Here is a 24,332-nt window from a genome sequence, read left to right as displayed (position 1 = left end):
CAGTCCCGGATCCCGGTCGCCACCCTGCTGGCGATGATGGCCGAGGGCATGTCCGTCACGGACATCCTCACCGACCTGCCGTTCCTCGATGAGGAGGACATGGCGGAGGTGCTGAACTACGCGGCGGACGCGGTACGCGACCGGGCGGTCCGCTGACCGGACGGCGCTCAGCGCCCACCGGACCCCCGGACCGCCGGCAGGATCTCGTTCTTCCGAACCGCACCGCCGAGCAGACACCTGCTCGCCGGTGCGGTTCTTCGTACTGCGTCCGCGACGAAAGCGCCCGCGTGAAGCCGGCGTTCTCCTTGACAGGCCCGTCGGAAAGTCTAGACTTACCGTTCGTGACCACTTACCGAGGGCAGGTGCTCGATGCCCTGGGCGACGCGACCCGGCGGTCCATCTTCGAGATCCTCGCCGCGGGGCCGCGCTCCGTCGCGGAGATCGCGGCCGATCTGCCGATCAGCCGGCCCGCCGTCTCCCAGCACCTCAAGGTGCTCAGGGAAGCCGAACTCGTCTCGTCGACGGCGTCGGGCACGCGGCGCCTCTACGCGGTGGACCCGCGAGGGCTGGCGGCAGTACGCGAGTACTTCGACCAGTTCTGGAACCAGGCCCTGGCGGCGTTCGCGGACGTCGTCGAGAATCCAGCCGAGGAGCGACAGTGACAGCTCACACCACGGAACAGAACACCGTCGTACGCGCCAGCGTGGACATCGCCGCCACGCCCGAGCGCGCCTTCACCGTCTTCACAAGCGGCATCGACCGATGGTGGATCCGGAGCCATCACCTGCTGCCCGGCGAGCTGAAGGAGGTCGGGGTCGATCCGCAGGTCGGCGGCCGCCTGTGGGAGGAGAACGACGCCGGGGACGTCTGCACCTGGGCCCGGGTCCTCACCTGGGACCCGCCGCGCACCTTCGCCTTCGCCTGGCTGATCGGCCCCGACTGGAAGGTCCCCGCCCCGGACGCGACCGGCAGCCGGGTCACGGTCAGCTTCACCCCCACCGACACCGGCACTCGAGTGGATCTCGTCCACGACCAGCTCGACGCGCACGGCGCCGGCTGGGAAGGGATACGCGAGGGCGTCGGCGGCGGCGGCGGTTGGCGAGGACTCCTGCGCCAGTTCGCCGAAAAGGTCTGACCGGCGCACGGCCACGCCGCGACCGGGTGCGCCGTCACCCGGGCCGGTCCGGGGCACCGCCACGGTCGCGTGGGATCCCGGCAGGTCACCTGCGAGCATCCGGCCTACGGGCGAGCCGGCCCGGCCGCGGCGGCTCGCAGGTGTCTGCGGCGGACCGGCTTACGGTAGGTTGCACCGCGTGGAGGAGATCGACCGCGCCATCGTCGCTGCGCTGACCGGGGACGGTCGGCTGTCGTACACGGACCTCGCCGAGAAGGTGGGTCTGTCGGTGTCCGCCGTGCACCAGCGGGTCCGCCGGCTGGAGCAGCGCGGCGTCATCAAGGGGTACGCCGCCCGCGTCTCCTTCGAGGCGCTGGACCTGCCGCTGACCGCGTTCGTGGCGATCCGGCCATTCGACCCGTCGCAGCCGGACGACGCACCGGAGCGGCTGGCCCACCTGCCGGAGATCGACTCCTGCTACTCCGTGGCGGGGGAGGACTTCTACATGCTGCTGGTGCGGGTGGCCAGCCCGACGGACCTGGAGCGGGTGCTGCAGGAGATCCGGACCTCTGCGAACGTCACCACCCGCACCACCGTGGTGCTGTCCACGCCGTACGAGAACCGACCGCCGAAGATCAGTGCCGAGCTCCCGGGGCGGGCTCGTTCGCGGGCGGCGGTGGAGACGGCTGGTTCCAACGCTGGATGACCTGCCGCCCGTGCTCGTGGCCGAGCACGCTGACGGTCGCGGTGTCCAGCCGCAGCCGGGCGCCGGCCGACGGGGGCAGGCCGATCCAGCGGGCGCCGAGCACCCGCAGGCTGTGCCCGTGGCCGACCAGAGCGACGTTGCCCTGGTCGAGCAGGGGAGTGACCCGGGCGAGCACTCGGTCCAGCCGCTCGCCGACGTCCGCGGGTGACTCCCCGGCTGGGGAGCCGTCGATCCAGAGATTCCACTGCGGATTCTCCTCGTGGACGTCGGCGGTGGTGCGTCCCTCGTACTCGCCGTAGTTCCACTCGGCCAGGTCGGGGTCGGTGGCGTCGACGTCGAGGCCGGCGAGGTGCGCGGTGCACACGGCCCGCTGCCGGGGGCTGGACAGCACCCGGACGAACCGCCGGCCGGTGAGCATCACGCCGAGCGCGCGGGCCTGCCGCTCGCCGTCGGGGGTGAGCTCCAGGTCGGTGTACGAGGTGTGCCGGTGGCTGGCGCTCCAGGTGGTTTCGCCGTGCCGGATCAGCAGGATCTCTCCCATTCGTCCAGTTAACCAGCCGCGGCGTCTTCCCGTTCACCTAGTATCCTAGGATGCCTTAACGGTGGTGTTGCCCCCCACCACCCGGGGAAGCGGGCGTTTCAGCAAAGGACCCACGGGGACGCGACACGAGAGCGGGCACACGGCCCGCAGCACCCCGGCAAGGGGAGGGGAGTCCCATGAGCTTCACCGAGAAGGCGAAGAGCAAGGCCCAGGAGCTGAGCGGCGTTGCCAGGGAGCGGATCGGTGACGCCACCGACAACGAGCGGTTGAAGGCGGAAGGGGCCAGGGAACAGAGCGCTGCCCGGGCCCGCCAGGCCGGGAAGAACGTCAAGGAAGCCGGCCAGGACGTCAAGGGCGCGTTCAACAAGTGAAGTGACCCGTTCGGCGACGGGCCCCCGGGCACTCCCGGGGGCCCGTCGCCGTGGTCCGGGCCTGCATCCGGTGCCCGGGTACGGCCTTACCGTCAAGTCGGACCGGCGGTCTGCGCTGCCCGATCGCATTCCCCGCACCGGGTGGGGAGCCGACGCCGGCTGGTGCGGCTGGGTAGCCTCCCAGGGTGACGGTCGCCCGCTCCCTACTGCTGTTCGTGCTGGCCGCGCTGGCCGAGATCGGGGGGGCGTGGCTGGTCTGGCAGGGCTGGCGGGAGCACCGGGGGCTGTGGTGGATCGCGGCCGGCGTGCTGGCGTTGGGCGCGTACGGCTTCGTGGCGACGTTCCAGCCGGACCCCAACTTCGGTCGGATCCTGGCCGCGTACGGGGGTGTTTTCGTGGCCGGGTCGCTGGCGTGGGGGATGGCGGTGGACGGGTTCCGCCCGGACCGGTGGGACGTGGCCGGCGCGGCGATCTGCCTGGTCGGCGTCGCGGTCATCATGTACGCGCCGCGGGGGAGCTGACCCCTACGCGTTGGCGGTCCGTGGTGCGGGGCGGCGCCGGTCGACCAGCAACATGGCGGTGGGGTGGGCGACGGCTGGCGGTGTCGGGGTCGGCCGGGCTCGTGGCTCTGGAGGCTAGTGCGGCCGACGGTCCGGGTGTGGTGGTGGGGAAAACGTGTCGCCCGGCACCCCTGGTGCGGGGTGCCGGGCGAGGTAATGCGGGGTCAGTCGTCGCGGTGGTCGGCCCACCACTGCTGGCCGACCTCCGGCAGCGTGTCGATCGGGTCGTAGTAGGCGTAGCGCTTGTTGAGCGCCTCCAGGTCGGCGGACTCGATCGAGGTGCGGTAGTTCTTGGTCCAGTAGGAGATGCCGCGTTCGCGGTCGTACTCGGTGAGCATGTGCACCCAGCGCTTGCCGACGAAGGGGACGTCGCAGACGATCCGCGGCGTGGCGTAGCCGGGCAGGTAGCCCATGATGTCGTGCTGGAGCTGCTGGGCGTGCCAGACCGGGACCCGCCAGTGCTCGGCGTTGGGGATCATGTCGCACATGTAGAAGTAGTACGGCAGGATGCCCGCTTCGCCTTGGAGTGCGAAGCAGAGGTCGAGCAGGTCGGGGGTGGTGGCGTTGACGCCACGCATGAGGACGCCCTGGTTGCGGACGTCGCGGACGCCGACGTCGAGGGCGGTCTGGGTGGCCTTGGCGACCAGCGGGGTGATCGACTGGGCGTGGTTGACGTGGGTGTGGATGGCGAGGTTGACGCCGCGGCGGGCGGCGGTGCGGGCGACCCGCTCAAGGCCTTCGACGACGTCGTGCTGGAGCCAGTGCTGCGGCAGGCCCATGAGGGCCTTGGTGGCGAGCCGGATGTCGCGGACGGTGTCCAGTTCCAGCAGCCGCATCAGGTACGACTCGAGGTTCTTCCACGGCACGTTGGCGACGTCGCCGCCGGAGACGACCACGTCGCGGACGCCGGGGTGGGCCTTGAGGTAGGCGATGTGGGCGTCGTAGCGGTCGACGGGCTTGAGGGTGAGCTTGAGCTTGTCGACGGCGGGGGTGGAGTTGCCGACGAGGTCCATCCGGGTGCAGTGGCCGCAGTACTGGGGGCAGGTGGAGAGCAGCTCGGCGAGGACCTTGGTGGGGTAGCGGTGGGTGAGGCCTTCGGCGACCCACATGTCGTGTTCGTGCAGCGAGTCGCGGCTGGCGTAGGGGTGGGACGGCCAGTCGGTGCGCCGGTCGGAGGCGACGGGGATCATGTAGCGCCGGATGGGGTCGGCGAGGAACGCCTCGGTGGTCATCGGCGCGAACGGGACCATCGTGTTGATCATCTGCGGCGGCACCAGCATGGACATGGTGGCCAGGGCCTTCTGGTCGGCCTCGAGGTCGTCGTAGAACGAGTCGTCGACGGTGTCGCCGAGGACAGTGCGCAGCTGCTTGATGTTCTTGACGCAGTTGACCCGCTGCCACTGGGCGTTCTCCCACTGCTCGCGGGTGACGTGGCGCCAGCCGGGGAAGCGGGTCCAGTCGGGTTCGACCAGGGGGCTGCGGCGGTATTCGTACGGCTGCCCGACGGTCGGTACGGCGACCGGGGCGTGACGGGGTTGAGGGATGGTCTCAACCGGTTGGGTCTGGGTCACGGCCCCTCCTCGTGGGTGGTGCGGGTTGATCAGCGATCCCGAAGGCTACTGGAAAATATCCGGTGAAGAAACTAGTCTGCCGTAAGTTTTCCCGCGACGCGAGTCCTGCCCAGGGCTTCGGGCGGCTTGGCTAGGGGGTCGGCGTGACGTCACCGGTGGGTCTGCACCGCGTTGTGGAACCGGCGGGGGTGCTGCCGCAGGCGGCCTGGCGCCTCGACGCCGACCCGCGGATCGCGGTTAACGAGGTGCGGATCCGGGTCGAGCGGCTGAACCTGGACGCGGCGAGTTTCCGGCAGCTGTCGGAGAAGCACGGCGGCGACGGGGAGAAGGTCCGCGCCGAGGTGCTGGAGATCATCACCACCCGGGGGAAGATGCAGAACCCGGTGACCGGGTCGGGCGGAATGCTGATCGGCACGGTCGAGGAGGCCGGCCGGCGCTCCCCGCTGGGGCTGAAGGCCGGCGACCGGGTGGCGACCCTGGTGTCGCTGACGCTGACCCCGCTGATGATCCTCGACGGGCTGGCCCGCTGGGACGGGCGCAGCGAGCAGGTGCCCTGCGACGGGTACGCGATCCTGTTCGCCCGGTCGATCGCGGCGGTGCTGCCGGCCGACCTGCACCCGGAGCTGTCCCTGGCGGTGCTGGACGTGTGCGGGGCGCCGGCGCTGACCGCCCGGGTGGTGGCCGAGCACGTGGCACGGCGGCAGCGCGCTGGGGACCCGCGGCCGGTGACCGTGGCGGTGATCGGCGGCGCCGGCAAGAGCGGGTCGCTGTCCCTGGCGGCGGCGCGGCGGGCGGGTGCGGGTCGTACCGTCGGGGTGGTGCCGGTGGCGGCGGAGCGGGACGCGCTGGAACGCGCCGGGCTGGCGTCGAGCGTCGCGTTGGCCGACGCCCGCGACCCGGTGGGCCTGTCGATGGCGGTGACCACCGCGCTGGGCGCGCCGGCCGACGTGACGGTGGTCTGCGTGGACGTGCCGGGCTGTGAGCACGGGGCGATCCTGGCCACCGAGGACGGCGGCACGGTGATCTTCTTCTCCATGGCGACGAGTTTCGCGGCGGCGGCGCTGGGCGCTGAGGGCCTTGCGGCGGACGTGACCATGCTGGTGGGCAACGGGTACACGCCGGGGCACGCGGCGCTGGCGTTGGAGCTGCTGCGCTCCGAGCCGGGGGTGCGTGGTCTCTTCGAGTCCCGGTTGGCGGCAGACTGAAGCCCATGACTAACCCCTCGACCTTGTACCGCGGCGGTGTGCTGCACTGTCCGGCCGAGCCGAGCGCGACGGCGCTGCTGGTCCGTGACGGCCGGATCGCCTGGCTGGGTGCCGGCGCGGACGCGCCGGCCGCCGACCGGGTGGTGGACCTCGACGGCGCGCTGGTGACCCCGGCGTTCGTGGACGCCCACGTGCACGCCACCGACACCGGGCTGGCCCTGTCGGGCCTGGACCTGTCGGCGGTGCGGTCGGCCGGTGAGCTGCTGGACGCGGTGTCGGCGTTCGCGGCGGGCCTGCCGGGTGACGCGGTGGTGCTGGGGCACGGCTGGGACGAGTCGAACTGGTCGGACGGGACCCTGCCGGACGCGGCGGCGCTGGACCGGGCGGCCGGGGGCCGGCGGATGTACCTGTCGCAGGCGTCGATCCACTCGGCGCTGGTGTCTCAGGCGCTGTTGGCGGCCTGCCCGGAGGCGGCGGCCGCGCCCGGCTACGACCCGTCGGGGTGGCTGCGCCGCGACGCGCACCACGTGGTGCGGGCGGCGGCGCAGGGGTCGGTGACCCGGGCGCAGCGGATCGCCGCGCAGCGGGTGGCGTTGCGGCACGCGGCGTCGCTGGGCATCGGCGCGGTGCACGAGTGCGGTGGGCCGGAGATCTCGGACGAGGCGGATTTCACCGGCCTGCTGGGGATCTCCGGGGACGGGGTGCCGGAGGTGTACGGCTACTGGGGTGAGCTGCTCGGCGCGGCGCGGGCCCGGGACCTGGGCGCGGTCGGGGCGGGCGGGGACCTGTTCGCCGACGGGGCGTTGGGGTCGCGGACGGCGCACGTGTCGGCGGCGTACCTGGACTCCGAGGGCGGGTCGTGCGGGCACGGGTATCTTTCGGCGGAGCAGGTGCGCGACCACCTGCTGGACTGCACCGCGCACGGCCTGCAGGGCGGGTTCCACGCGATCGGCGACGCGGCGATCGGCACGGTGCTGGCGGGGTTCGCGGCGGCGGCGGAGAAGGTGGGCACCGATCGGCTGCGGGCGGCCCGGCACCGCGTCGAGCACGCGGAGGTCATGAGCAAGCGGTTGATCGCCGGGTTCGTGGAGTACGGGATCGTGGCGAGCATGCAGCCGGCGTTCGACCGGCTGTGGGGTGGCGCGGGCCGGATGTACGAGTCGCGGCTGGGTCTGTCCCGGTCGTTGCAGTCGAACCCGATGGGGGCGATGCACTCGGTCGGGGTGGCGTTGGCGTTCGGGTCGGATTCGCCGGTGACGCCGCTGGACCCGTGGGGCTCGGTGCGGGCGGCGGCCGCGCACCACAACCCGGCGCAGCGGATGAGTGTGCGGGCGGCGTTCGCCGCGCACACCCGCGGCGGGTGGCGGGCGGTGCACCTGGACAACGAGGGTGTGCTCGCGTTGGGTGCGCCGGCGACGTTCGCGGTGTGGTCCACCCCGGCCGGGGTGGACCGGGGACTGCCGGTGCTGTTGGCCGAGGACCCGGAGTTGCGGGGCGCGGACGATCCGACGCCGCTGCCGGTGTGCCGGGCCACGGTGCTGCGCGGTGAGCTGATCTATGAGGAAGGGTCTTTGTGACGGGCAAGCTTGAGCTGGATCCGGTGCTGGTGGCGCGGGCGCGGGAGTTGGCGCGCCGTGCCGGGCAGCCGGTGGTGGATCTGGCGCGCAGCCACACCACCGTGTCGGTGGAACGGGCGGTGCTGCGGCTGGCCGGGGTGAGCGGCGCGGACCCGGACGGCATCCCGTGGGTGAACCGGCTGGTCGACGCGGTGGTCGCCGACACAGGGCTGGGGCACGGGGTGGCGGCGTCGGTGTTCGACGCCCTGGCGCGGGAGCAGATCAGCGACGTGACGCTGCTGGCGCAGAAGGCCGCCGCCGGGTCGGTGCGGTTCGACCAGCCGACCGGGAAGGCCGCGACGGCGGCGCGGAAGGCCGCCCGGAAGGCGGTCGCCGCGGGCGTCCGGCAGATCGACCGGCGCCGGGCCGAGCGGGATCGCCTGGTCAAGCGGTACGGAGATCCGAAGCAGCGGCCGTGGATCTACCTGATCGTGGCCACCGGGGACATCTACGAGGACATCCCGCAGGCGCAGGCCGCCGCCCGGGCCGGCGCGGACGTGATCGCCGTGATCCGCTCCACCGGGCAGTCGCTGCTGGACTACGTGCCGGAGGGCGCGACCCGGGAGGGGTTCGCCGGCACGTATGCCACGCAGGAGAACTTCCGGCTGATGCGGGCGGCGCTGGACGAGTCGTCGAAGGAGCTGGGCCGGTACGTGCGGCTGACGAACTACGCGTCGGGTCTGTGCATGCCGGAGATGGCGGCCCTGGCGGGCATGGAGCGGCTGGACATGATGCTCAACGACTCCATGTACGGGATCCTGTTCCGCGACATCAACCCGATCCGCACGTTCGTCGACCAGCGGTTCTCCCGGCAGGTGCACGCCCGGGCGGGCATCATCATCAACACCGGTGAGGACAACTACCTCACCACCGCCGACGCCGTCGACGAGGCGCACACGGTGACGGTGTCGCAGCTGCTCAACGAGTACTTCGCGCACGAGGCGGGGCTGGCCGACTGGCAGTTGGGGCTGGGCCACGCGTTCGAGATCAACCCGGACCTGCCGGAGTCGTTCCGGCTGGAGCTGGCGCACGCGCTGCTGGCCCGGGAGCTGTTCCCCGACGCGCCGCTGAAGTGGATGCCGCCGACGAAGCACATGACCGGCGACGTGTTCCGCGGCAACCTGCTCGACGGGTTCTTCAACCTGGTCGGCGCCATGACCGGGCAGGGCATCCTGCTCGTCGGCATGATGACCGAGGCGGTGGTGACGCCGTGGCTGTCGGACCGGGACATCGCCCTGCAGAACGTCCGGTACGTGCTCAACGCCGCCGGCGGGCTGCGCGAGGACTTCGTGCCGGCGCCGGGCGGGTTCATCCAGCAGCGCGCCCACCGGGTGCTCTCCGAGGCGGTGGACCTGCTGGAGCGCATCGGCGACCAGTCGCTGCTGACGGCGATCGCCGAAGGCACCTTCGGGATCATGAAGCGGCCGGCGGACCGGGGCAAGGGCCTGGACGGGGTCGCGAAGCACGAGGGCGACTACTACAACCCGGCCACGGAGATCCTGGAGCAGCCGGCATGACCGACAAGACGATCGTCCGACCGTACGGGGACACCACCGGCGACGGCATGGTGCAGGTGTCGTTCACCCTGCCGGTGCCGCACGACAAGCGGGCTGAGGGCGCGGCGATCCAGCTCGCGAACAGGATGGGCATCGACCCGGCGATGCTGGTGCACGCCAAGCCGATGAGCGAAGGGTTCACCTTCTTCGTGGTGTACGGGCGGGTGAACCATCTGGTGGACCTGGCGGCGGTGCAGGTGGTGGAGCGGGACTTCCCGCTGCTGTCGGCCAAGGAGGTCAACGGGGTGGTGAAGGAGCAGTTGCGGCGCAAGCTGTCCGTGGTGGGGGCGTGCATCGGCACCGACGCGCACACCGTCGGCATCGACGCGATCCTCAACGTCAAGGGCATCGCCGGGGAGAAGGGCCTGGAGTACTACCGGGAGTTGAAGGTCACCAACCTGGGCGCGCAGGTCAGCGTTCCCGAGCTGGTGGAGGCCGCCCGGCAGGAGAGGGCCGACGCGGTGCTGGTGTCGCAGGTCGTCACCCAGCGCGACGCGCACCTGCACAACACCCGGGAGATGTCCGCGGCGTTCCGGGAGGCGATGCCGGCCGGGAAGCGGCCGCTGTTGATCGTCGGCGGGCCGCGGTTCGACGAGTCGATGACCGACGAGCTGGGGGTGGACCGGATCTTCGGGCGGGGCACCACCCCGGGTGAGGTCGCGAGCTACCTGGTCCACGCGCTGATCACGAACAAGAAGGCGAGAGCATGACTGACCGACGGCTGGGTTTGACGGTGACGCACCGCCGGTACGTGCCGTACTCGCACGCCCACTACGCGGGGAACCTGGTCGACGGGGCGTACGCGCTGGGGCTGTTCGGGGACGTCGCCACCGAGGTGTGCATCCGCACCGACGGCGACGAGGGACTGTTCGCCTCCTACTCCGACGTGCAGTTCCGGGCGCCGATGAAGGCCGGCGACGTCCTCGAGGTGACCGCGACGGTGACCCGGGTCGGCACCCGCAGCCGCACCATCGACTTCGAGGCCCGCGTGGTGTGCCGGGGCCGCCCCGACAGGTCCGAGTCGGCGGCCGAGGTGCTGGAGACGTCGATCGTGGCGGTCACCGCGACCGGCACCGTGGTCGTACCCCCGGCGGCGTGAACGTCGCCGTCTGCGCCGACGTCGGGTCGACGTACACCAAGGCGGCGGTGGTCGATCTCGACGGCGGGGCGCTGCTGGCGGCCGCGTCGGCGCCCACCACCGTCGGCACCGACGTGCTGCACGGTCTGGACGCCGCGGTCACGGCCGCCACCGCCGCGCTCGGCGTGGCGGACGTGCCCTGGTACGTCTGCTCGTCGGCGGGCGGTGGCCTGCGCCTCGCGGTCGTCGGCTACGAGCCTCTGGTGACCGCGCAGGCCGGCCGGCGGGTCGGCCTGTCCGCCGGGGCGAACGTGGTGCACGTGGCCGCCGGGCGGCTCGGCGCGGCCGAGTTGGCTGCACTGCGCGCCGCGCGCCCCGACGTGGTGCTGCTGGTCGGCGGCACCGACGGCGGGGACGCCGAGACGCTGACCCACAACGCCACCCGGCTGGCCAGGGCCCGCTGGCGGGTGCCCGTCGTGCTCGCCGGCAACGCCGACGTCCGCGACGACCTGCATGCCCTGCTCGCCGCCGCGAAGGTGCCGGTGACGGTCGCCGACAACGTGCTGCCCCGCATCGGCGTGCTGGCCCCCGGGTCGGCGCGGGCGGCGATCCGGGAGGTGTTCCTGCGCCACGTCATCGGCGGCAAACGACTCTCCCGGGGTCCCCGGTTCGCCCGGCTGGTGCGGGCGGCCACCCCCGACGCGGTGCTCACCGGGGTGGAGGTCCTCGCCGACGCCCTCGGCGGGGACCTCGCCGTCGTCGACGTCGGCGGGGCCACCACCGACGTGTACTCGGTGCTCACCCCCGACGAGCGGGACAGCGGTCCCGGCCGGGAGGTCACCGGCACCCTGTGGCGGGCCCGCACAGTGGAAGGGGACCTGGGCATGCGGTGGAGCGCCCCCGGTGTGGTGCGCGCCGCCGCCGAGGAACGCCTCCTCGCCCCGGCCGAGCAGGACAACTTGGCCGCGGCCGCGGCGGCGCGGGCCGCCGACCCCGGTTTCCTGCCCGCCGACGACACCGACCGGGCAGTCGACGCCCGGATCGCCGCCCTCGCGGCGACCGTGGCGTTGCGCCGGCACGCCCGCGGCGCGGCGACCGGGGAACGGGCCGGCCGGGACCTGCGGGACGTGCGGCTGCTGGTCGGCTCCGGCGGGGTGCTGCGCCACGCGGCGCCCGCCGACGCCGCCGGTGTGCTGGGGGCGGTGCTGGCCGACCACGCCGGCGGGTGGCCGCTGCCGCGCCCGGCCCGGCCCGTCGTCCACGACGACAACGTGCTGGCCGCCGGTGGGCTGCTCGCCGCCGACCATCCGGCGGCGGCGCGGGCGCTGCTGCGCCACCACCTGGACCGCTGACCGCACCGACGGCCGCCGCATCGAGACGCGCCGACGCGACACGCCGTGTCGCAACACACGACAGGCCCGGGTGGGTTGACAGCGGGCGGGGTGCAACACGTACCGTCTTTGAGTCCTACCACGGGAAGCGGCTGTTGTTCGCTTCGTCCCTTCGCCCGCTGGCCGAGCGACCTTCACAGTCGCGGCGGCCAGGTCCAGCGGGCGGGGGTCGGCGGGGCGGCGCGAACCGGCCGCGGTTACCGGTGTACGGGCAGGGTGAAGGGCACGGCCAGTAGACAACGGCCAGGCGGGGGCAGCCAGTCCACGTCCGGTCGGTCCGAAGGTCGGCGCCGTTCACCCTCGCCCCACCGGCCGGGAAGGGCCTGGGAGCATCGGGGCGCGGCGCAAGCCGCGCCCCGATTTAGTTCCCGCCTCAGACCTCCCGCCGGTACGCCTCGAGACGGTCGGCGAGCAGCACCGGTTGGCTCAGCGCGAGCAGGTGCCCGCCGGGCAGCTCGTCGGGCTCCACGCCCAGCCGCTCACGCGCCAGCCGCCGCTGGAACTCCAGCGGGAAGAACCGGTCGTCGCGGCCGGACACCACCCGGGTCGGCACGTCCGGCCAGCGGCGCAGCGGGTTCGGCCGGGTGAACACCGCCGCCGACTCCGGCTGCCCGCCGGCGGCCATGAGGCGCGCGGTCACCTCCTCCGGCACGTCGTGGAAGAAATCCACCAGCAGGTCCACATCGGCGTCCGGGGCGCGGCCCTGCGCGACCGCGTACGCCGCGCGGGCCGGGGCGTGGCCGGTGGCCGCCCACCACTCGCCCGCGGTCTCCCCAGGCGCGGGGATCATCGGGTTGACCAGCACCAGCAGCCGCACCGCCGGATGGTCGGCCACCAGCGGCGCCGTGAACGCTCCCAGCGACTGCGCCACCAGCGTCACGTCGCGGTGGCCGTCGACCGCGGCGCGGACCGTGTCGGCGTACTCGGGCAGGGCGGCGTGCTCGTCCGCGGCCGGCAGGTCCACCGCCACCGCCTCCCGACCCCGCCGCCGCAGCTCACCGACGAGCAGCTGCCAGTAGTCGGCGCTGCCACCGGCGCCCGGAACCAGTACGTACCTTGTCGCCGCTGTCGGCGGCCCGTCTGCCCACATGCCGCCACCGTGCCAGCCGGGTACGACACTGCGGCGGATCCGCGCCGCCTCCGGTCGGTCAGGGGACGGTGGGGCGGGCCCGCACATGCAGTCGCTCGCCCTGCGGGCCGAACAGGGTGAGCAGTTCCGCGGGCTGCGGGTCGGGGTTGGCCACCGCGTGCGGCAGTCGGGTGTCGAACTCGGCGACCTCCCCGGGGTTCAGCAGCAGGTCGTGCTCGGCCAGCAGCAGGCGGACCCGACCGGACAGCACGTACAGCCACTCGTAGCCCTCGTGGGTCTGCTGTTCGGGCTCGGCGGGGGTGTGCGGGGGGAGGATCTGTTTGAAGGCCTGCAGGCCGCCCGGGCGGCGGGTCAGCGGCAGGAACGTGATGCCGTGGCGCACGATCGGGCGCGGGTGCACCCTCGGGTCGCCGGTGGCGGGCGCGCCGACCAGCTCGTCCAGCGGCACCTGGTGGGCCCGGGCGAGCGGCAGCAGCAGCTCAAGGGTGGGCCGGCGGCCACCGGACTCCAACCGGGACAGGGTGCTGACCGAGATGCCGGTGGTCTCCGCGAGCTGGGCGAGCGTGACGCCGCGTCGGGTGCGCAGGGCCCGCAGCCGGGCACCCACCGCCGCCAGCACGGTCGACTCCTCGTTTGCCATAACGGCAACATTACTTGCCGCTGAGTCGGGTCGGGCGCACGGTGGGCACCGACAACAGCGACGGAGGCGACGATGAACGACAGATACGACGTGGTGGTGATCGGCGGTGGGGCCGCCGGGCTCGCCGGGGCGCTGGCCCTGGCCCGGGCGCGACGATCCGTACTCGTGATCGACGCGGGCCAGCCCCGCAACGCGCCGGCCGGACAGGTGCACAACTTCCTCGGGCGCGACGGCACACCGCCGGCCGAGCTGCTCGCCGCCGGACGCGACGAGGTCACCCGGTACGGGGGCGAGATCGTCGCCGGGACGGCCGAGGACGCGACGAGGGACGGCGACGACTTCCTGGTGAGCCTGCACGACGGGCAGGAAGTGCGGGCCCGTCGGCTGCTGGTCACCACCGGGCTGGTCGACGAGCTGCCCGACGTGCCCGGGCTGGCCGGGCGGTGGGGACGCGACGTGCTGCACTGCCCGTACTGCCACGGCTGGGAGGTCCGCGACCGGCGGATCGGGGTGCTGGCCACCGGGCCCCTCGCGGCGCACCAGGCGCAGCTGTGGCGGCAGTGGAGCCCCCACGTGACGCTGCTGCTGCACGGCGTCCCGGCGCCCGGGGCGGAGGAGGCCGAACGGCTCGCGGCGCGGGGGATCACCGTCGTCGACGGCCCGGTCGCCGCGCTGGAGGTGACCGGCGACGCGCTCACCGGGGTACGGCTGGCCTCCGGCGAGGTCGTCGCGCTCGACGCCGTGGTGGTGGCCGCCCGGGCCACCGCGCGGGCCGGCGTGCTGGAGTCGCTCGGGCTGGCCCCGGTCGACGTGGAGATGGCCGGTCACGTCGTCGGCGCGCAGATCGCCGCCGACCCGACCGGCGCCACCGCCGTGCCCGGCGTGTGGGTGGCCGGCAACGTCGCCGACGTACGCGCGCAGGTGATCACGGCCGCGGCGGCCGGGTTGAACGCCGCCGCGGCGATCAACGCCGACCTGATCGCCGAGGAGACCGACGACGCCGTCGACGGCTACCGACGTGACCTGAGCACGATGTTCGAGCAGGCTGCCTGGGAGGAGCGCTACCGGGCCCGGCCGGCGGTGTGGAGCGGGCGGCCCAACCCGCAGCTGGTGGCCGAGGCCACCGCCCTGCCCCCCGGCCGGGCGCTGGACGTCGGCTGCGGCGAGGGCGCCGACGCCGTCTGGCTCGCGCAGCGGGGCTGGCAGGTCACCGCCGTCGACATCGCCGACACCGCCCTGCGGCGGGCCGCGACGCACGCCGCGGCGGCCGGCGAGCCGACTGCCGCGAGGATCACCTGGACGCAGGCGGACCTGCGTGAACAGCCGCCCGCCGCCGGCCGGTACGACCTCGTGACGGCGCAGTTCATGCACCTGCCGGGCGACGCGCGACGGCAGTTGTTCGCGCGGCTCGCCGCCGCGGTCGCCCCGGGCGGCACCCTGCTGATCGTCGGGCACCACCCGTCCGACCTGCGCACCACCGCACACCGGATGCACTTCCCCGAGATGATGTACACCGCGGAAGAGGTCGCGTCCGCCCTCGACCCCCGGGTCTGGCAGGTGTGCGTGGCCGAGGCCCGGCCGCGTGCCGCGGTGGACCACGACGGGCGGGCCATCACGATCCACGACGCGGTTCTGGTGGCGCGCTGCCACGGCTGAACGCCACCGGGTTGCCCGCGGACGCCCGCTGGGCGCCGTCTGCCGCGAAATCCGGTGCTACCAGGTTATCCTCCCTGGTATGACCAGACCGGTGAGGAAACTGTCGATCTCCGTTCCGCCGGACGTCGCCGAGCGCCTCGAGCGTGAACCCAACGCCAGCGCCTACCTGGTGGAGGCCGCTCGTGCGCTCATGCGCCGGGAGGCGCTGACCGCCGAACTGGCGCACAAGGGCATCCAGGTCACCGAGGACGGCGTGGCCCGGGCGCGGGCGGCCCGCGCGGCGGTGGACGCGGCCTGGCCGCCGGAGCGCTACCAGGCGGTGCGCGAGCGGGTGCGCCACGCGGTCGACACCGAGGTCACCGGCTCCTCGCAGGTGCCGGCCGCGTGACGGCGGACGACGCGCCGCCGGTACGGCTGGTGCTGGACCGGTCCGCGCTGCTGGCCTACCTGGCCGGATCGGTGCACGTGGGAGAGCCGCTGCACGAGGTGATCGCCGACGGGGTGCGGTTCGGCGTGACTGCCGTGGCCGCCGCCGAGACCCTCGCCGTCGTGGACGACCCGAAGGACCGGGCGGCGCTGCGTCGGCTGCTCGCTCTGGACGCGTGCGCCGTGCTGCCGACTCCCGCCGGATCGTGGCAGGAACTGGCCTACTGGCGAGGCTTCACCGGCCGGGTCGACCTGGCGACGACGGTGCTCGCCTGCCTGGAGCACGACGCCCCGATCCTGACCGGCGAGTCACGGTACGGCGACGGAGAACTGCCGGTGATCCCACTGCCCGACTAGGCGGGCCACCGGACCGGTGCACGGCGGCGCCGTCCGGGTAGCCTTCGGCGCGTGATCGTGGTGAGGTGCCGGTGACGACGCTCGACCGGGAAGAGACGCGTGCCACCGACGGGGCACGCGAGGGCGGGAGCGGTCAGCCGCTGCCGCTGAAGGTGGCCGTACCGCTGGCGGTCGTGGCCGGGCTGGCGCTGCTGGCCGCGTTCCCCCCGTACGGGGTGTGGCCGCTGACGCCGGTCGGCGTGGCGCTGCTGACCGCGGCGGCCCACCGGCGGCGGCTGCGCGCCGGCGCCGGGCTGGGCTTCCTCGCCGGGGTGGCCCTGTTCCTGCCGCTGCTGGAATGGACCAACCTGTACACCGGCCACCTGCCCTGGGTGCTGCTGTCCCTGCTGCAGGCCGGCTACCTGGCGCTGCTCGGCGCGGCCACCGCCTGGGTGACCCCGCTGGTCGATCGGTACCGGTGGGCGTGGCCGGCGGTGACCGCGCTGCTGTGGGTGGGGCAGGAGGCGCTGCGGGACCGCACCCCCTTCGGCGGGTTCCCGTGGGGGCGGCTGGCGTTCAGCCAGGACTCCTCCCCGCTGCTGCCGCTGGCCGCGCTCGGCGGAGCGCCGCTGGTCACCTTCGCGGTGGCGCTGGCCGGCGGGCTGCTGGTCGCCGTCGCCTGGCGGCCGTGGCACCACCAGGCCGGGCAGTGGCGGCCGGTGGCCGGGCTGCTCGCCGCGCTGGCTGTCGTCCTCGGCGCCGGGTCGGCCGTGCCGGTCGGCGTACGCGGCGGGGGCGAGAGCCTCACCGTGGCCATCGTGCAGGGCAACGTGCCCCGCCTCGGGTTGGACTTCAACGCCCAACGCCAGGCCGTGCTCAACAACCACGTCGACGCCACGCTGACCCTCGCCGGGCAGGTCGCCGCCGGCGCGCAGCGCCGTCCCGACCTGGTGGTATGGCCGGAGAACTCCAGCGACATCGACCCGCTGCGCGACCCTGGAGCCGGGGACCGGATCTCCCAGGCCGCCGACGCGATCGGCGCGCCCATCCTGGTCGGCGCGGTGCTGCTCGGCCCGGGCGTCGGGCAGGTCCGCAACGCCGGCCTGCTGTGGCGCCCCGGCAGCGGAGCCGACCTCGGGCAGCTCTACACCAAGCGGCACCCGGTGCCGTTCGCCGAGTACGTGCCGCTGCGCAGCATCGCCCGCAAGGTCAGCTCCGAGGTCGACCGGGTCCGCTCCGACTTCGTCGCCGGCACCAGCCCCGGCGTGCTCGACGCCGGGCCGGCGGTGCTCGGCGACGTGATCTGCTTCGAGGTCGCCTACGACGGCATCGTCCGGGACACCGTCACCGGCGGAGCGCAGCTGTTGGTGGTGCAGACCAACAACGCCACCTTCGACGTGGCCGAGGCCCGCCAGCAGCTGGCGATGGTGCGGCTGCGGGCGGTCGAGCACGGCCGTGCCGGGTTGATGGCCTCCACGGTCGGAGTGTCCGGGTTCGTTACCCCGGACGGGCGGGTAACCGGCGCCACCGGGTTCAACACCGCGGCGGTGGTGGTCCGGCAGATGCAGGTCGGGGACGGTCGTACGCCGGCCACCCAGGTGGGGGTGTGGCCCGAGGCGGCCCTCGCGGCGCTCGCCGTCGTGGCGCTGGCCGGTGCGGCGGTGCTGCGCCGCCGCCGGGAGGTCGCCCCCGAATAGGACGACTGGTGCCGGTACGCCGGCGGAGGGCGGTAACGCGGTGGGCGAGGCAGCCGACAGGCGGACGGTCGGCCATCCCGGGGTGGGGCGGGTCCTCGTGGTCATCCCGACCTACGACGAGGCCGACAACGTCACCCGGATCGTCGCGCGGGTCCGCGCGGCCGCGCCCGGGGTGGAGATCCTCGTCGCCGACGACAACAGCCCCGACGGCACCGGCGCGATCGCCGACGCCCTCGCCCGCACCGACCCGCAGGTGCACGTGCTGCACCGGAAGGGCAAGGAAGGGCTCGGCGCGGCCTACCTGGCCGGTTTCGCCTGGGCCCGGGAGCGCGGGTACGACGCGGTGGTGGAGATGGACGCCGACGGCTCGCACGCCCCGGAGGACCTGCCGGCGCTGCTGGACGCCGCCCGCGACGCCGACGTGGTGATCGGCTCCCGGTGGACACGCGGGGCGCAGGTGGTCAACTGGCCGCTGCGCCGGCTGCTGCTGTCGCGCTGCGGCAACCTGTACGCCCGGCTGGCGCTGGGCATGCCGGTCTCCGACGCCACCGGCGGCTACCGGGTGTACCGGTCGACGGCGTTGGCGGCGATCGACCTGGAGTCGGTCTGCTCCCAGGGCTACGCGTTCCAGGTGGAGCTGTCCCGACTGGCGCACCGCGCCGGGGTGCGCATCGTGGAGGTCCCGATCACCTTCGCCGAGCGGGAGCACGGCGACAGCAAGATGAGCCCGCTGATCGTGGCCGAGGCGCTGTGGCGGGTCACCGGGTGGGCGCTGCAGGACCGGCGTACGGCGGTGCGGCGGGGCCTGCACGGCACCCCCGACGGTCAGGTCCGGTGGCCCTGAGCGGCGCCGTGTCATGCTGGAGAGGGCGGATTCCGGCCGCCCCAGGCAGATGAGGTGACATGCGCCGAGGACTGAGATTCGTACCGCCGGCCCTGCTGCTGCTCGCGGTGCTGGAGCTGACGGTGTTCGTCCTGGTGGGCCGGGAGATCGGGTTCGGTGCCGCGGTGCTGCTGGTGTTCGCCGCGTCCCTGCTCGGTCTGGTGCTGCTGCGCCGCGAGGGGATGCGCGCGTGGCGGGGCTTCCGGGCCGCCGTAGAGTCCCGTCAGCCTCCGGGACCGCAGGTGACCGACGGGCTGGTGGGACTGCTGGGGGCCTTGTTGCTGACGACCCCCGGCCTGATCAGTGGCGTGGTCGGGCTGCTGCTGCTGGTACCGCCGGTGCGCCGGATCGCCCGGGTCGGCGTGCAGCGTGCCGCGGAGCGCCGGGTGTCGTCGATGGCCGCCGGTGACCTGTTCGGCCCCCGCCGGGTGCGGGTGCGGGTGCGCCGGGGCGAACCGCAGCCCGCGCCGACGCCGGCGGCGGCCTCGCCGCAGCCGGTCACGGACCCGGGGCGGGCCATCGAGGGCGAGATCATCGAGCCCGGCCGGCCCTGAGCGACACACGACGAAGCGCCCCCGGGAAGAACCTTCCCGGGGGCGCTTCGCCCGTTCGTGGTGCGGCTCAGGCGCGGCCGCGCCGAGTGCGGACCTCCTGGAGCCGCTCAGCCAGGATGTCCTCCAGCTCGGCGATCGAGCGTCGCTCCAGCAGCATGTCCCAGTGGGTACGCGGCGGCTTGGCCTTCTTCTGCTCGGGCTCGTTGCCGTCGACCAGCCGGGCGACGCTGCCGTCGAACTTGCACTCCCAGGTCGCGGGGACCTCGGCGTCGACGGCGAACGGCACCTCGAACTGGTGGCCCTTGGCGCACAGGTACTCGCGGGTCTGCCGCGGCGCGAGCTCGGTGTTGCGGTCGGATTCGTAACTCACCGCGCCCAGGCGGCTTCCGCGCAGCATACGGTCGCCCATGATCGACTTCCCCTCGTTCGTGGTGCTGGTCTTCTCGGTGTAACGGTCCGTCGCCACCGGGGCATTCCCGCCCGGCTGGGTGATCCGGCCCCGCGACCCCTGCAAGGGTAACCGGCCATGAACCGAGCCCGGCGGGGTCGTCCCCGGCCGGGTCGAAACGGTGGAGTGTTTTCGCCGTCACGGGGGATGTTAGCGCCCCCAGGTGTGCGGGAGGTGACGATGACCAGTGACGCGCCGGTCGAAGCCCAACCGCCCGGCGGGAAGACCTTCTTCGGTCACCCGCGGGCGCTGTCGACCCTGTTCCTCACCGAGATGTGGGAACGGTTCAGCTTCTACGGCATGCGGGCGATCCTGGTGCTCTACCTGACCGCCGCGGTCGCCGACGACGGGCTGGGCATCCGGGAATCCACCGCGAACGCCGTGTACGGCACCTACAACGCGATGGTCTACCTGATGGCGCTGCCCGGCGGCTGGGTCGCCGACCGCCTCATCGGGGCCCGGCGCAGCGTGCTGTGGGGCGGCGTGGTCATCGCGGCCGGCCACTACGTGATGGCGATCCCGACCCGGTGGAGCGTGTTCGCCGGGATGGCGCTGATCGTGCTCGGCACCGGCCTGCTCAAGCCCAACATCTCGACCATGGTCGGTGACCTGTACGACCGGGACTCGCCGCGCCGCGACGCCGGGTTCTCCCTCTTCTACATGGGCATCAACCTGGGCGCGTTCATCGCACCGCTGATCACCGGCTTCCTCGGCGAGAGAATCAACTGGCACCTGGGCTTCGGCGCCGCCGCGATCGGCATGACCTTCGGCGTGCTGCAGTACGTCCTGGGCCGGCGCAACCTCGGCGAGGCCGGCGCCCGGCCCGCCGACCCGCTGCTGGGCGCGGACCGCCGCCGGGCGCTGACCCGCATCGGCGTCGTCACCTTGGCGGTGCTGCTGGTGCTCGCCGTCCTCGCCCTGGTCGGGCTCTTCACCGTCAACACCGTGGTGAACCTGCTCACCATCGTCACCGTCCTGGTGACCATCGGCTACTTCACCCGGATCCTCACCGACCGGGAGATCAGCGGCACCGAACGCAGCCGGATGAAGGCGTACCTGTGGCTGTTCGTCTTCGCCGCGGCGTTCTGGCTGATCTACGACCAGGCCGGGTCGGTGCTGAACATCTTCGCCGAGGACAAGACCGACCGGGATGTGCTCGGGTTCACCTTCCCGGCGTCCTGGCTCCAGTCGGTCAACCCGATCCTGATCATCATCGGCGCGCCGCTGGCCGCCTGGCTGTGGCTACGCCTCGGGCACCGGGCCTCCACCCCGATGAAGTTCGCCGTCGGTCTGGTCCTCAACGGCCTGTCGTTCGTGCTGATGGCCGCGGCCGCCCAGGCCGCCGTCGGCGGCGACCTGGTCTCCCCGTGGTGGCTGGTGGCCGTGTACGCCATCCAGGTCGCCGGTGAGCTGGCGCTGAGCCCGGTGGGCCTGTCGGCCACCACCAAGCTCGCCCCGGTCAAGTACGCCAGCCAGATGATGGGCCTGTGGTTCCTCGCCACCGCCGTCGGCGACGCGATCGGTGGCCAGGTGGCCCGGCTGGCCGACACGTGGCCGGAGCCGACCTACTTCCTCACCTTCGGGCTGGCGTCGGTGGTGCTGGGGCTCGGTGCGGTGATGTTCGCCCGGCACATCCGGCAGCTGATGGCCGGTATCCACTGACCGGCCCGGCGCTCACGCCGGGGTCGGCGGCAGCGGCAGCGGCAGGCCGGGCAGCCCGTCGATGCTGGTCGCGACGTGCTCCTTGCCGGCGAAGTACGCGCTCAGCGAGGCGTCGTCCTCCCGGGCGAAGCGCTTGCCGTGCAGGTCCCGGTCGGCGTCGTAGGTCATCAGCGGCACCGCGAAGCCGCACGTGTCGCGGATCAGCTCGGCCCGCACCAGGATGATCGCGCGCAGGCCGTGCTCGCCGGCGTCGATGTCGGGGAAGAGCCGGACCAGGTCGGCCCAGCGGGGGTCGTCGCGGAACACCGGCTCGCCGCGGCCGTGCACCCGCACGATGTTCGGCGGGCCGGAGAAGGCGCACCACATCAGCGTGATCCGGCCGTTCTCCCGCAGGTGGGCGATCGTCTCGGCGTTGGAGCCGGCGAAGTCCAGGTAGGCGACCGTCCGGTCGTCGACGACGGCGAAGGAGCCGCGCAGACCCTTGGGGGAGAGGTTGACCGTGCCGTCACCGGACAGCGGCGCGGTGGCGGTGAAGAACAGCGGCTGCGCCTCGATGAAGGTGCGCAGCCGGCCGTCGATGCGTTCGTACGTCTTTCCCACCTCGACATCATCGCCGCCGACGGGGGTGTCCCGCCGTCCCAGCCTCCGGTGACGTGCCGGCGGTCACCCCGGCTGTCAGGCGGGCAGCGCGAGCCGGTCGCGCAGCCAGTCGGCCACGGTCGCCAGCGCCGGGGCGGCGATGCCGTGCCCGACCAGGTCGCGGCGGGCGACGGTCCGCGCGCCCGACTCCTCGACCAGATAGGTCCAGGTGCGGTCCAGCAGTTCACGGGGGATGACGGTGTCGTCCTCGCCCTGCGCCACGACGACGGACGCGCCGGTCAGCCGGCCGGGCGTGGTCGGGACGCCCGCGTCGAACGGCAGGGTTCCGTACAGGATCGCGGCCCCGGCGTACCGGTCCGGGTCGTCGACCAGCAGCCCGCCGGCGAACGCGGCGCCGCCGCTGAACCCGATCAGCACCACCGGGCGGCCGGCGGGGGCCACGGGGTCGAGCCAGCCGCGGAACCAGTCCATCGTCGCGCGCAGCGATTCGGCCACCGGGCGGCCGATGCCACGGTTGGCGAACCAGGCGTACCCGCCGCCCTCGGCGATGGGCGCGCGCACCGCCGCGTACGCGGGGCCGGCCGGCAGGTGGTCGGCGAGGGCGATGATCTCCCGCTCGTGCGAGCCGCGGCCGTGCAGCAGCACCACCAGCGGCGCGGCCGGGTCGGCGCTGCCCGCGGTGGCCACGACCGCCGGCGGAAACGTCCCCGCGCCGGTCACCGCCGGGCCCGCCGCGCGCCGAAGATCACCATGGGCATGCCGCGCCCCTCTCAGATAGTTATCGGCTCAACGAAAGTATGGCGGAAAGGTGGAGCCGGCATCTCCAGGAGTGGTGCGGGGACCTCAGGTGCCCTCGGGCTGGCGGGAGCCCAGCCGGGCCAGGGCGCCGGCGAGGTCACTGACCTGGTCGGCGAGCTGCGCGGCCCGCCGCTGGGCCACGTCCCGGTCGGCCTCGGCGGACTGGAGCCGTACCGTCAGCTCGGCCAGCCGGGCCGCCACGGACGCGGCGGCGTCGCGCGCGACGGCCAGGTCGGCCGTCAGGCCGTCCCGCTCGCCCGTCCGGCCCGCCAGCTCCGCGCGGACGGCGGCGGCCGCCGCGACGGCCTCCTGCCGCGCGGCCTCGGCCCGGCCCCGGGCGTCGTCCGCCTGCTGGCGGGCGCGGTCGACCTCGGCGGCGTCCGCCCGCGCCCGGGTCGCCTCGGCCCGTGCGGCCTCGGCCTCCGCGCGGGCCTGCCTGGCCTCGGCGCGCAGCCGCTCGGCGCGCTCCAGGGCCTCGCCGGCCGAGCGGGTGGCCCGCTCGGCATCACCCCGCGCGGCGTCCCGCTCGGTGGTCAGGTCCGTCAGTCGCCGCCGCTCGCCCTCCCGCTCCGACCGGAGGGTACGCAGCTCGGCGCGGGCGGCGTCGCGGTCCCGTTCGGCCTGCACCCGCAGCGCCTGCGCCGCGCTCGCCTCCCGCCGCGCCTCGTCCCGGCCGGACTCGGCCTGCTCCGCCCGGCCGGCGGCGCGGGTGGCCTCCTCGACGGCCCGCTCCGCCCGCTCGAGGGCCGCGTCCCGGTCGGCGACCGCCGCGCGGGCCTCCTGACGGGCCCGGACCGCCGTTGCGGTCGCGTCCTCGGCGTCACGGCGGGCCTCGTCCCGCTCGGCGTGCGCCGCCGCCACCTGGGCGGCCGCCTCGGCGCGCAGCTGCGCGAGCTGCCGTTCCACGCCGGCGGGGGAGAGCTCGGCGTGCAGCGCCTCGGTGAGCGCCTCCACGATCTGGTCGAGCCGGTCCACCGCCTCCCAGGTGCGGGCGACCTGCCCGGGCAGGCCAGGGGCGTTGCGGTGGCGCATCCGCGAGTTCCGGGAGGCCCGCTGGCAGGCGCCGTCGTTGTCCCGGCAGTATCGGAACGGCCGGCCCGCGCCGGCCCGCTGCGGCACCTCCCGTCCACAGTGGGCGCAGGGACGGGTGTCGGCGGTGGGGGTGGGCTGGGCGTCCATCGAGGGCGAAGTCTAGTGGTGCGGCTCGGGTCGGCCCTGGGCGCGGGCCGGGCCGGGCCGGGCCGTCAAGGGTGTGGCGGCGTCGCCGCAGCACCGCGACGCTCGACGGTAGGGTGCCGGAATGGCCGTCTCCCCGTACATCACCCGGATGCGCAAGCACATCGGCAAGGACCTGCTCCTGCTGCCGGGGGTCAGCGCCGTGGTGCGCAACGACGCCGGGCAGGTGCTGCTGGCCCGCCGCGGCGACAACGGCCGCTGGTCACTGCCCGCCGGCGTCATCGACCCGGGCGAGCAGCCGGCGGACGCGGTGCTGCGGGAGGTCCTCGAGGAGACCGGCGTACAGGTGGAGATCGAGCGGGTCGGCGGGGTCGCCACCCACCCGGTCGTCTACCCCAACGGTGACGCCTGCGAATACCTCAACGTGTGGTTCCGCTGCCGCCCCGTCGGCGGGACGCCGATCGCGGACGGCGACGAGTCCACCGAGGTCGGCTGGTTCGACCCCCATGACCTGCCCGAGCTGGACGACTGGTCACGGCTGCGGATCGACACGACCCTGCGCGAGGACGCCCCCACCTGGCACGCCCGGCCCGGCGAGCGGCACCCGGCGCTGGGCCAACCCGACGCGCTGTGACCGGCTCGCTCCGGTCCGGACCG

The 24,332-nt window shown here is 73.8% G+C and carries 28 protein-coding genes; 20 read left to right on the top strand and 8 right to left on the bottom strand.

The features are described 5' to 3' along the window. Positions 1-9 precede the first annotated feature (9 nt). The 4 genes from SLP03_RS19675 (at position 10) to SLP03_RS19660 (ending at position 1,820) form a co-directional block, all read left to right on the top strand. Complete coding sequence (locus tag SLP03_RS19675) at positions 10-156, top strand: DUF433 domain-containing protein (RefSeq protein ID WP_319462078.1); 147 nt, start codon at positions 10-12, stop codon at positions 154-156. Positions 157-341: 185 nt separating this feature from the next. Next, the gene (locus SLP03_RS19670; protein WP_319462073.1) at positions 342-662 is read left to right on the top strand and encodes a metalloregulator ArsR/SmtB family transcription factor; all 321 of its coding nucleotides are present in this window, start codon (positions 342-344) and stop codon (positions 660-662) included. Beyond that, entirely contained in the window at positions 659-1,135 is a 477-nt protein-coding gene (locus SLP03_RS19665; protein ID WP_319462072.1) for an SRPBCC domain-containing protein, read from the top strand. Before SLP03_RS19670 ends, SLP03_RS19665 begins: the two co-directional genes overlap by 4 nt. A gap of 178 nt (positions 1,136-1,313) precedes the next feature. Next, a complete protein-coding gene (locus tag SLP03_RS19660; protein WP_319462071.1) occupies positions 1,314-1,820 on the top strand; it encodes an Lrp/AsnC family transcriptional regulator in 507 nt (168 codons plus the stop codon). On the opposite strand, the gene SLP03_RS19655 is transcribed toward SLP03_RS19660, so the two are convergent. Continuing rightward, positions 1,750-2,361 (bottom strand): histidine phosphatase family protein, encoded by a 612-nt coding sequence (locus SLP03_RS19655; RefSeq protein WP_319462070.1) that lies wholly within the window; start codon positions 2,359-2,361, stop codon positions 1,750-1,752. The two genes, SLP03_RS19660 and SLP03_RS19655, sit on opposite strands and share 71 nt — an antisense overlap. Positions 2,362-2,537: 176 nt before the next feature. Between SLP03_RS19655 and SLP03_RS19650 the strand changes: the two genes are divergently transcribed. Both SLP03_RS19650 and SLP03_RS19645 read left to right on the top strand, forming a co-directional pair. After that, positions 2,538-2,732 (top strand): CsbD family protein, encoded by a 195-nt coding sequence (locus SLP03_RS19650; RefSeq protein ID WP_319462069.1) that lies wholly within the window; start codon positions 2,538-2,540, stop codon positions 2,730-2,732. A 185-nt stretch (positions 2,733-2,917) separates the two neighbouring features. Further along, positions 2,918-3,253 (top strand): YnfA family protein, encoded by a 336-nt coding sequence (locus tag SLP03_RS19645; RefSeq protein ID WP_319462068.1) that lies wholly within the window; start codon positions 2,918-2,920, stop codon positions 3,251-3,253. 203 nt (positions 3,254-3,456) lie between these two features. Here the strand turns inward: SLP03_RS19645 and SLP03_RS19640 are convergent, their stop codons facing one another. Continuing rightward, positions 3,457-4,863 (bottom strand): lysine 2,3-aminomutase, encoded by a 1,407-nt coding sequence (locus tag SLP03_RS19640; protein WP_319462067.1) that lies wholly within the window; start codon positions 4,861-4,863, stop codon positions 3,457-3,459. 143 nt (positions 4,864-5,006) lie between these two features. Between SLP03_RS19640 and SLP03_RS19635 the strand changes: the two genes are divergently transcribed. The 6 genes from SLP03_RS19635 to SLP03_RS19610 are packed head-to-tail and all read left to right on the top strand — an operon-like array spanning position 5,007 to position 11,670. Further along, positions 5,007-6,068 carry a zinc-binding alcohol dehydrogenase gene (locus tag SLP03_RS19635; RefSeq protein WP_319462066.1) on the top strand — a complete coding sequence of 354 codons (1,062 nt, stop codon included), beginning with the start codon at positions 5,007-5,009 and terminating at the stop codon, positions 6,066-6,068. Positions 6,069-6,073: 5 nt separating this feature from the next. Further along, positions 6,074-7,645, top strand: coding sequence for an amidohydrolase (locus tag SLP03_RS19630; protein WP_319462065.1), 1,572 nt, complete (start codon positions 6,074-6,076; stop codon positions 7,643-7,645). Beyond that, on the top strand, positions 7,642-9,201 hold the full coding sequence (locus SLP03_RS19625) for a lysine 5,6-aminomutase subunit alpha (protein WP_319462064.1): 1,560 nt from the start codon (positions 7,642-7,644) through the stop codon (positions 9,199-9,201). The genes SLP03_RS19630 and SLP03_RS19625 overlap by 4 nt, the downstream gene beginning before the upstream one ends. Beyond that, complete coding sequence (locus SLP03_RS19620; RefSeq protein WP_319462063.1) at positions 9,198-9,950, top strand: OAM dimerization domain-containing protein; 753 nt, start codon at positions 9,198-9,200, stop codon at positions 9,948-9,950. The genes SLP03_RS19625 and SLP03_RS19620 overlap by 4 nt, the downstream gene beginning before the upstream one ends. After that, the gene (locus SLP03_RS19615; protein ID WP_319462062.1) at positions 9,947-10,339 is read left to right on the top strand and encodes a hotdog domain-containing protein; all 393 of its coding nucleotides are present in this window, start codon (positions 9,947-9,949) and stop codon (positions 10,337-10,339) included. The genes SLP03_RS19620 and SLP03_RS19615 overlap by 4 nt, the downstream gene beginning before the upstream one ends. Next, positions 10,336-11,670, top strand: coding sequence for a glutamate mutase L (locus SLP03_RS19610; protein ID WP_319462061.1), 1,335 nt, complete (start codon positions 10,336-10,338; stop codon positions 11,668-11,670). Before SLP03_RS19615 ends, SLP03_RS19610 begins: the two co-directional genes overlap by 4 nt. A gap of 412 nt (positions 11,671-12,082) precedes the next feature. On the opposite strand, the gene SLP03_RS19605 is transcribed toward SLP03_RS19610, so the two are convergent. Then, positions 12,083-12,799 carry an alpha/beta fold hydrolase gene (locus SLP03_RS19605; protein WP_319462060.1) on the bottom strand — a complete coding sequence of 239 codons (717 nt, stop codon included), beginning with the start codon at positions 12,797-12,799 and terminating at the stop codon, positions 12,083-12,085. 58 nt (positions 12,800-12,857) lie between these two features. Next, the gene (locus SLP03_RS19600) at positions 12,858-13,439 is read right to left on the bottom strand and encodes an XRE family transcriptional regulator (RefSeq protein ID WP_319462059.1); all 582 of its coding nucleotides are present in this window, start codon (positions 13,437-13,439) and stop codon (positions 12,858-12,860) included. Between the two features lie 72 nt (positions 13,440-13,511). Between SLP03_RS19600 and SLP03_RS19595 the strand changes: the two genes are divergently transcribed. The 6 genes from SLP03_RS19595 to SLP03_RS19570 all read left to right on the top strand — a co-directional run bounded on the left by SLP03_RS19595 (position 13,512) and on the right by SLP03_RS19570 (position 18,991). After that, the gene (locus SLP03_RS19595; protein WP_319462058.1) at positions 13,512-15,095 is read left to right on the top strand and encodes a methyltransferase domain-containing protein; all 1,584 of its coding nucleotides are present in this window, start codon (positions 13,512-13,514) and stop codon (positions 15,093-15,095) included. A gap of 79 nt (positions 15,096-15,174) precedes the next feature. Next, the gene (locus tag SLP03_RS19590; RefSeq protein WP_319462057.1) at positions 15,175-15,483 is read left to right on the top strand and encodes a hypothetical protein; all 309 of its coding nucleotides are present in this window, start codon (positions 15,175-15,177) and stop codon (positions 15,481-15,483) included. Beyond that, positions 15,480-15,878, top strand: a complete 399-nt coding sequence (locus SLP03_RS19585) for a hypothetical protein (RefSeq protein ID WP_319462056.1) — start codon at positions 15,480-15,482, stop codon at positions 15,876-15,878. Before SLP03_RS19590 ends, SLP03_RS19585 begins: the two co-directional genes overlap by 4 nt. Positions 15,879-15,949: 71 nt before the next feature. Continuing rightward, positions 15,950-17,554, top strand: coding sequence for an apolipoprotein N-acyltransferase (gene lnt / locus SLP03_RS19580; RefSeq protein ID WP_319462077.1), 1,605 nt, complete (start codon positions 15,950-15,952; stop codon positions 17,552-17,554). Positions 17,555-17,594: 40 nt separating this feature from the next. Then, positions 17,595-18,398: a polyprenol monophosphomannose synthase gene (locus SLP03_RS19575; protein WP_319462055.1), complete on the top strand. Its 804-nt coding sequence runs from the start codon at positions 17,595-17,597 to the stop codon at positions 18,396-18,398. A gap of 59 nt (positions 18,399-18,457) precedes the next feature. Further along, entirely contained in the window at positions 18,458-18,991 is a 534-nt protein-coding gene (locus tag SLP03_RS19570; protein WP_319462054.1) for an FxsA family protein, read from the top strand. A gap of 67 nt (positions 18,992-19,058) precedes the next feature. Here SLP03_RS19570 and SLP03_RS19565 read toward each other — a convergent pair whose 3' ends face one another. Beyond that, the gene (locus SLP03_RS19565; RefSeq protein ID WP_319462076.1) at positions 19,059-19,400 is read right to left on the bottom strand and encodes an RNA polymerase-binding protein RbpA; all 342 of its coding nucleotides are present in this window, start codon (positions 19,398-19,400) and stop codon (positions 19,059-19,061) included. Positions 19,401-19,619: 219 nt separating this feature from the next. Between SLP03_RS19565 and SLP03_RS19560 the strand changes: the two genes are divergently transcribed. Beyond that, positions 19,620-21,101, top strand: coding sequence for a peptide MFS transporter (locus SLP03_RS19560; RefSeq protein WP_319462053.1), 1,482 nt, complete (start codon positions 19,620-19,622; stop codon positions 21,099-21,101). A gap of 12 nt (positions 21,102-21,113) precedes the next feature. Here SLP03_RS19560 and SLP03_RS19555 read toward each other — a convergent pair whose 3' ends face one another. The 3 genes from SLP03_RS19555 to SLP03_RS19545 all read right to left on the bottom strand — a co-directional run bounded on the left by SLP03_RS19555 (position 21,114) and on the right by SLP03_RS19545 (position 23,678). After that, on the bottom strand, positions 21,114-21,701 hold the full coding sequence (locus SLP03_RS19555; protein WP_319462052.1) for a pyridoxamine 5'-phosphate oxidase family protein: 588 nt from the start codon (positions 21,699-21,701) through the stop codon (positions 21,114-21,116). Between the two features lie 75 nt (positions 21,702-21,776). Next, positions 21,777-22,388 carry a hypothetical protein gene (locus tag SLP03_RS19550; protein WP_319462051.1) on the bottom strand — a complete coding sequence of 204 codons (612 nt, stop codon included), beginning with the start codon at positions 22,386-22,388 and terminating at the stop codon, positions 21,777-21,779. A gap of 156 nt (positions 22,389-22,544) precedes the next feature. After that, positions 22,545-23,678, bottom strand: coding sequence for a hypothetical protein (locus SLP03_RS19545; protein WP_319462050.1), 1,134 nt, complete (start codon positions 23,676-23,678; stop codon positions 22,545-22,547). Between the two features lie 121 nt (positions 23,679-23,799). On the opposite strand from SLP03_RS19545, the gene SLP03_RS19540 reads away from it, so the two are divergent. Beyond that, complete coding sequence (locus tag SLP03_RS19540) at positions 23,800-24,309, top strand: NUDIX domain-containing protein (protein ID WP_319462049.1); 510 nt, start codon at positions 23,800-23,802, stop codon at positions 24,307-24,309. The last annotated feature ends 23 nt before the right edge of the window (positions 24,310-24,332 follow it).

Source organism: Micromonospora sp. RTP1Z1 (genome assembly GCF_033804685.1).
GTDB lineage: Bacteria > Actinomycetota > Actinomycetes > Mycobacteriales > Micromonosporaceae > Micromonospora.
This window is presented reverse-complemented; position numbering and strand designations above follow the sequence as displayed.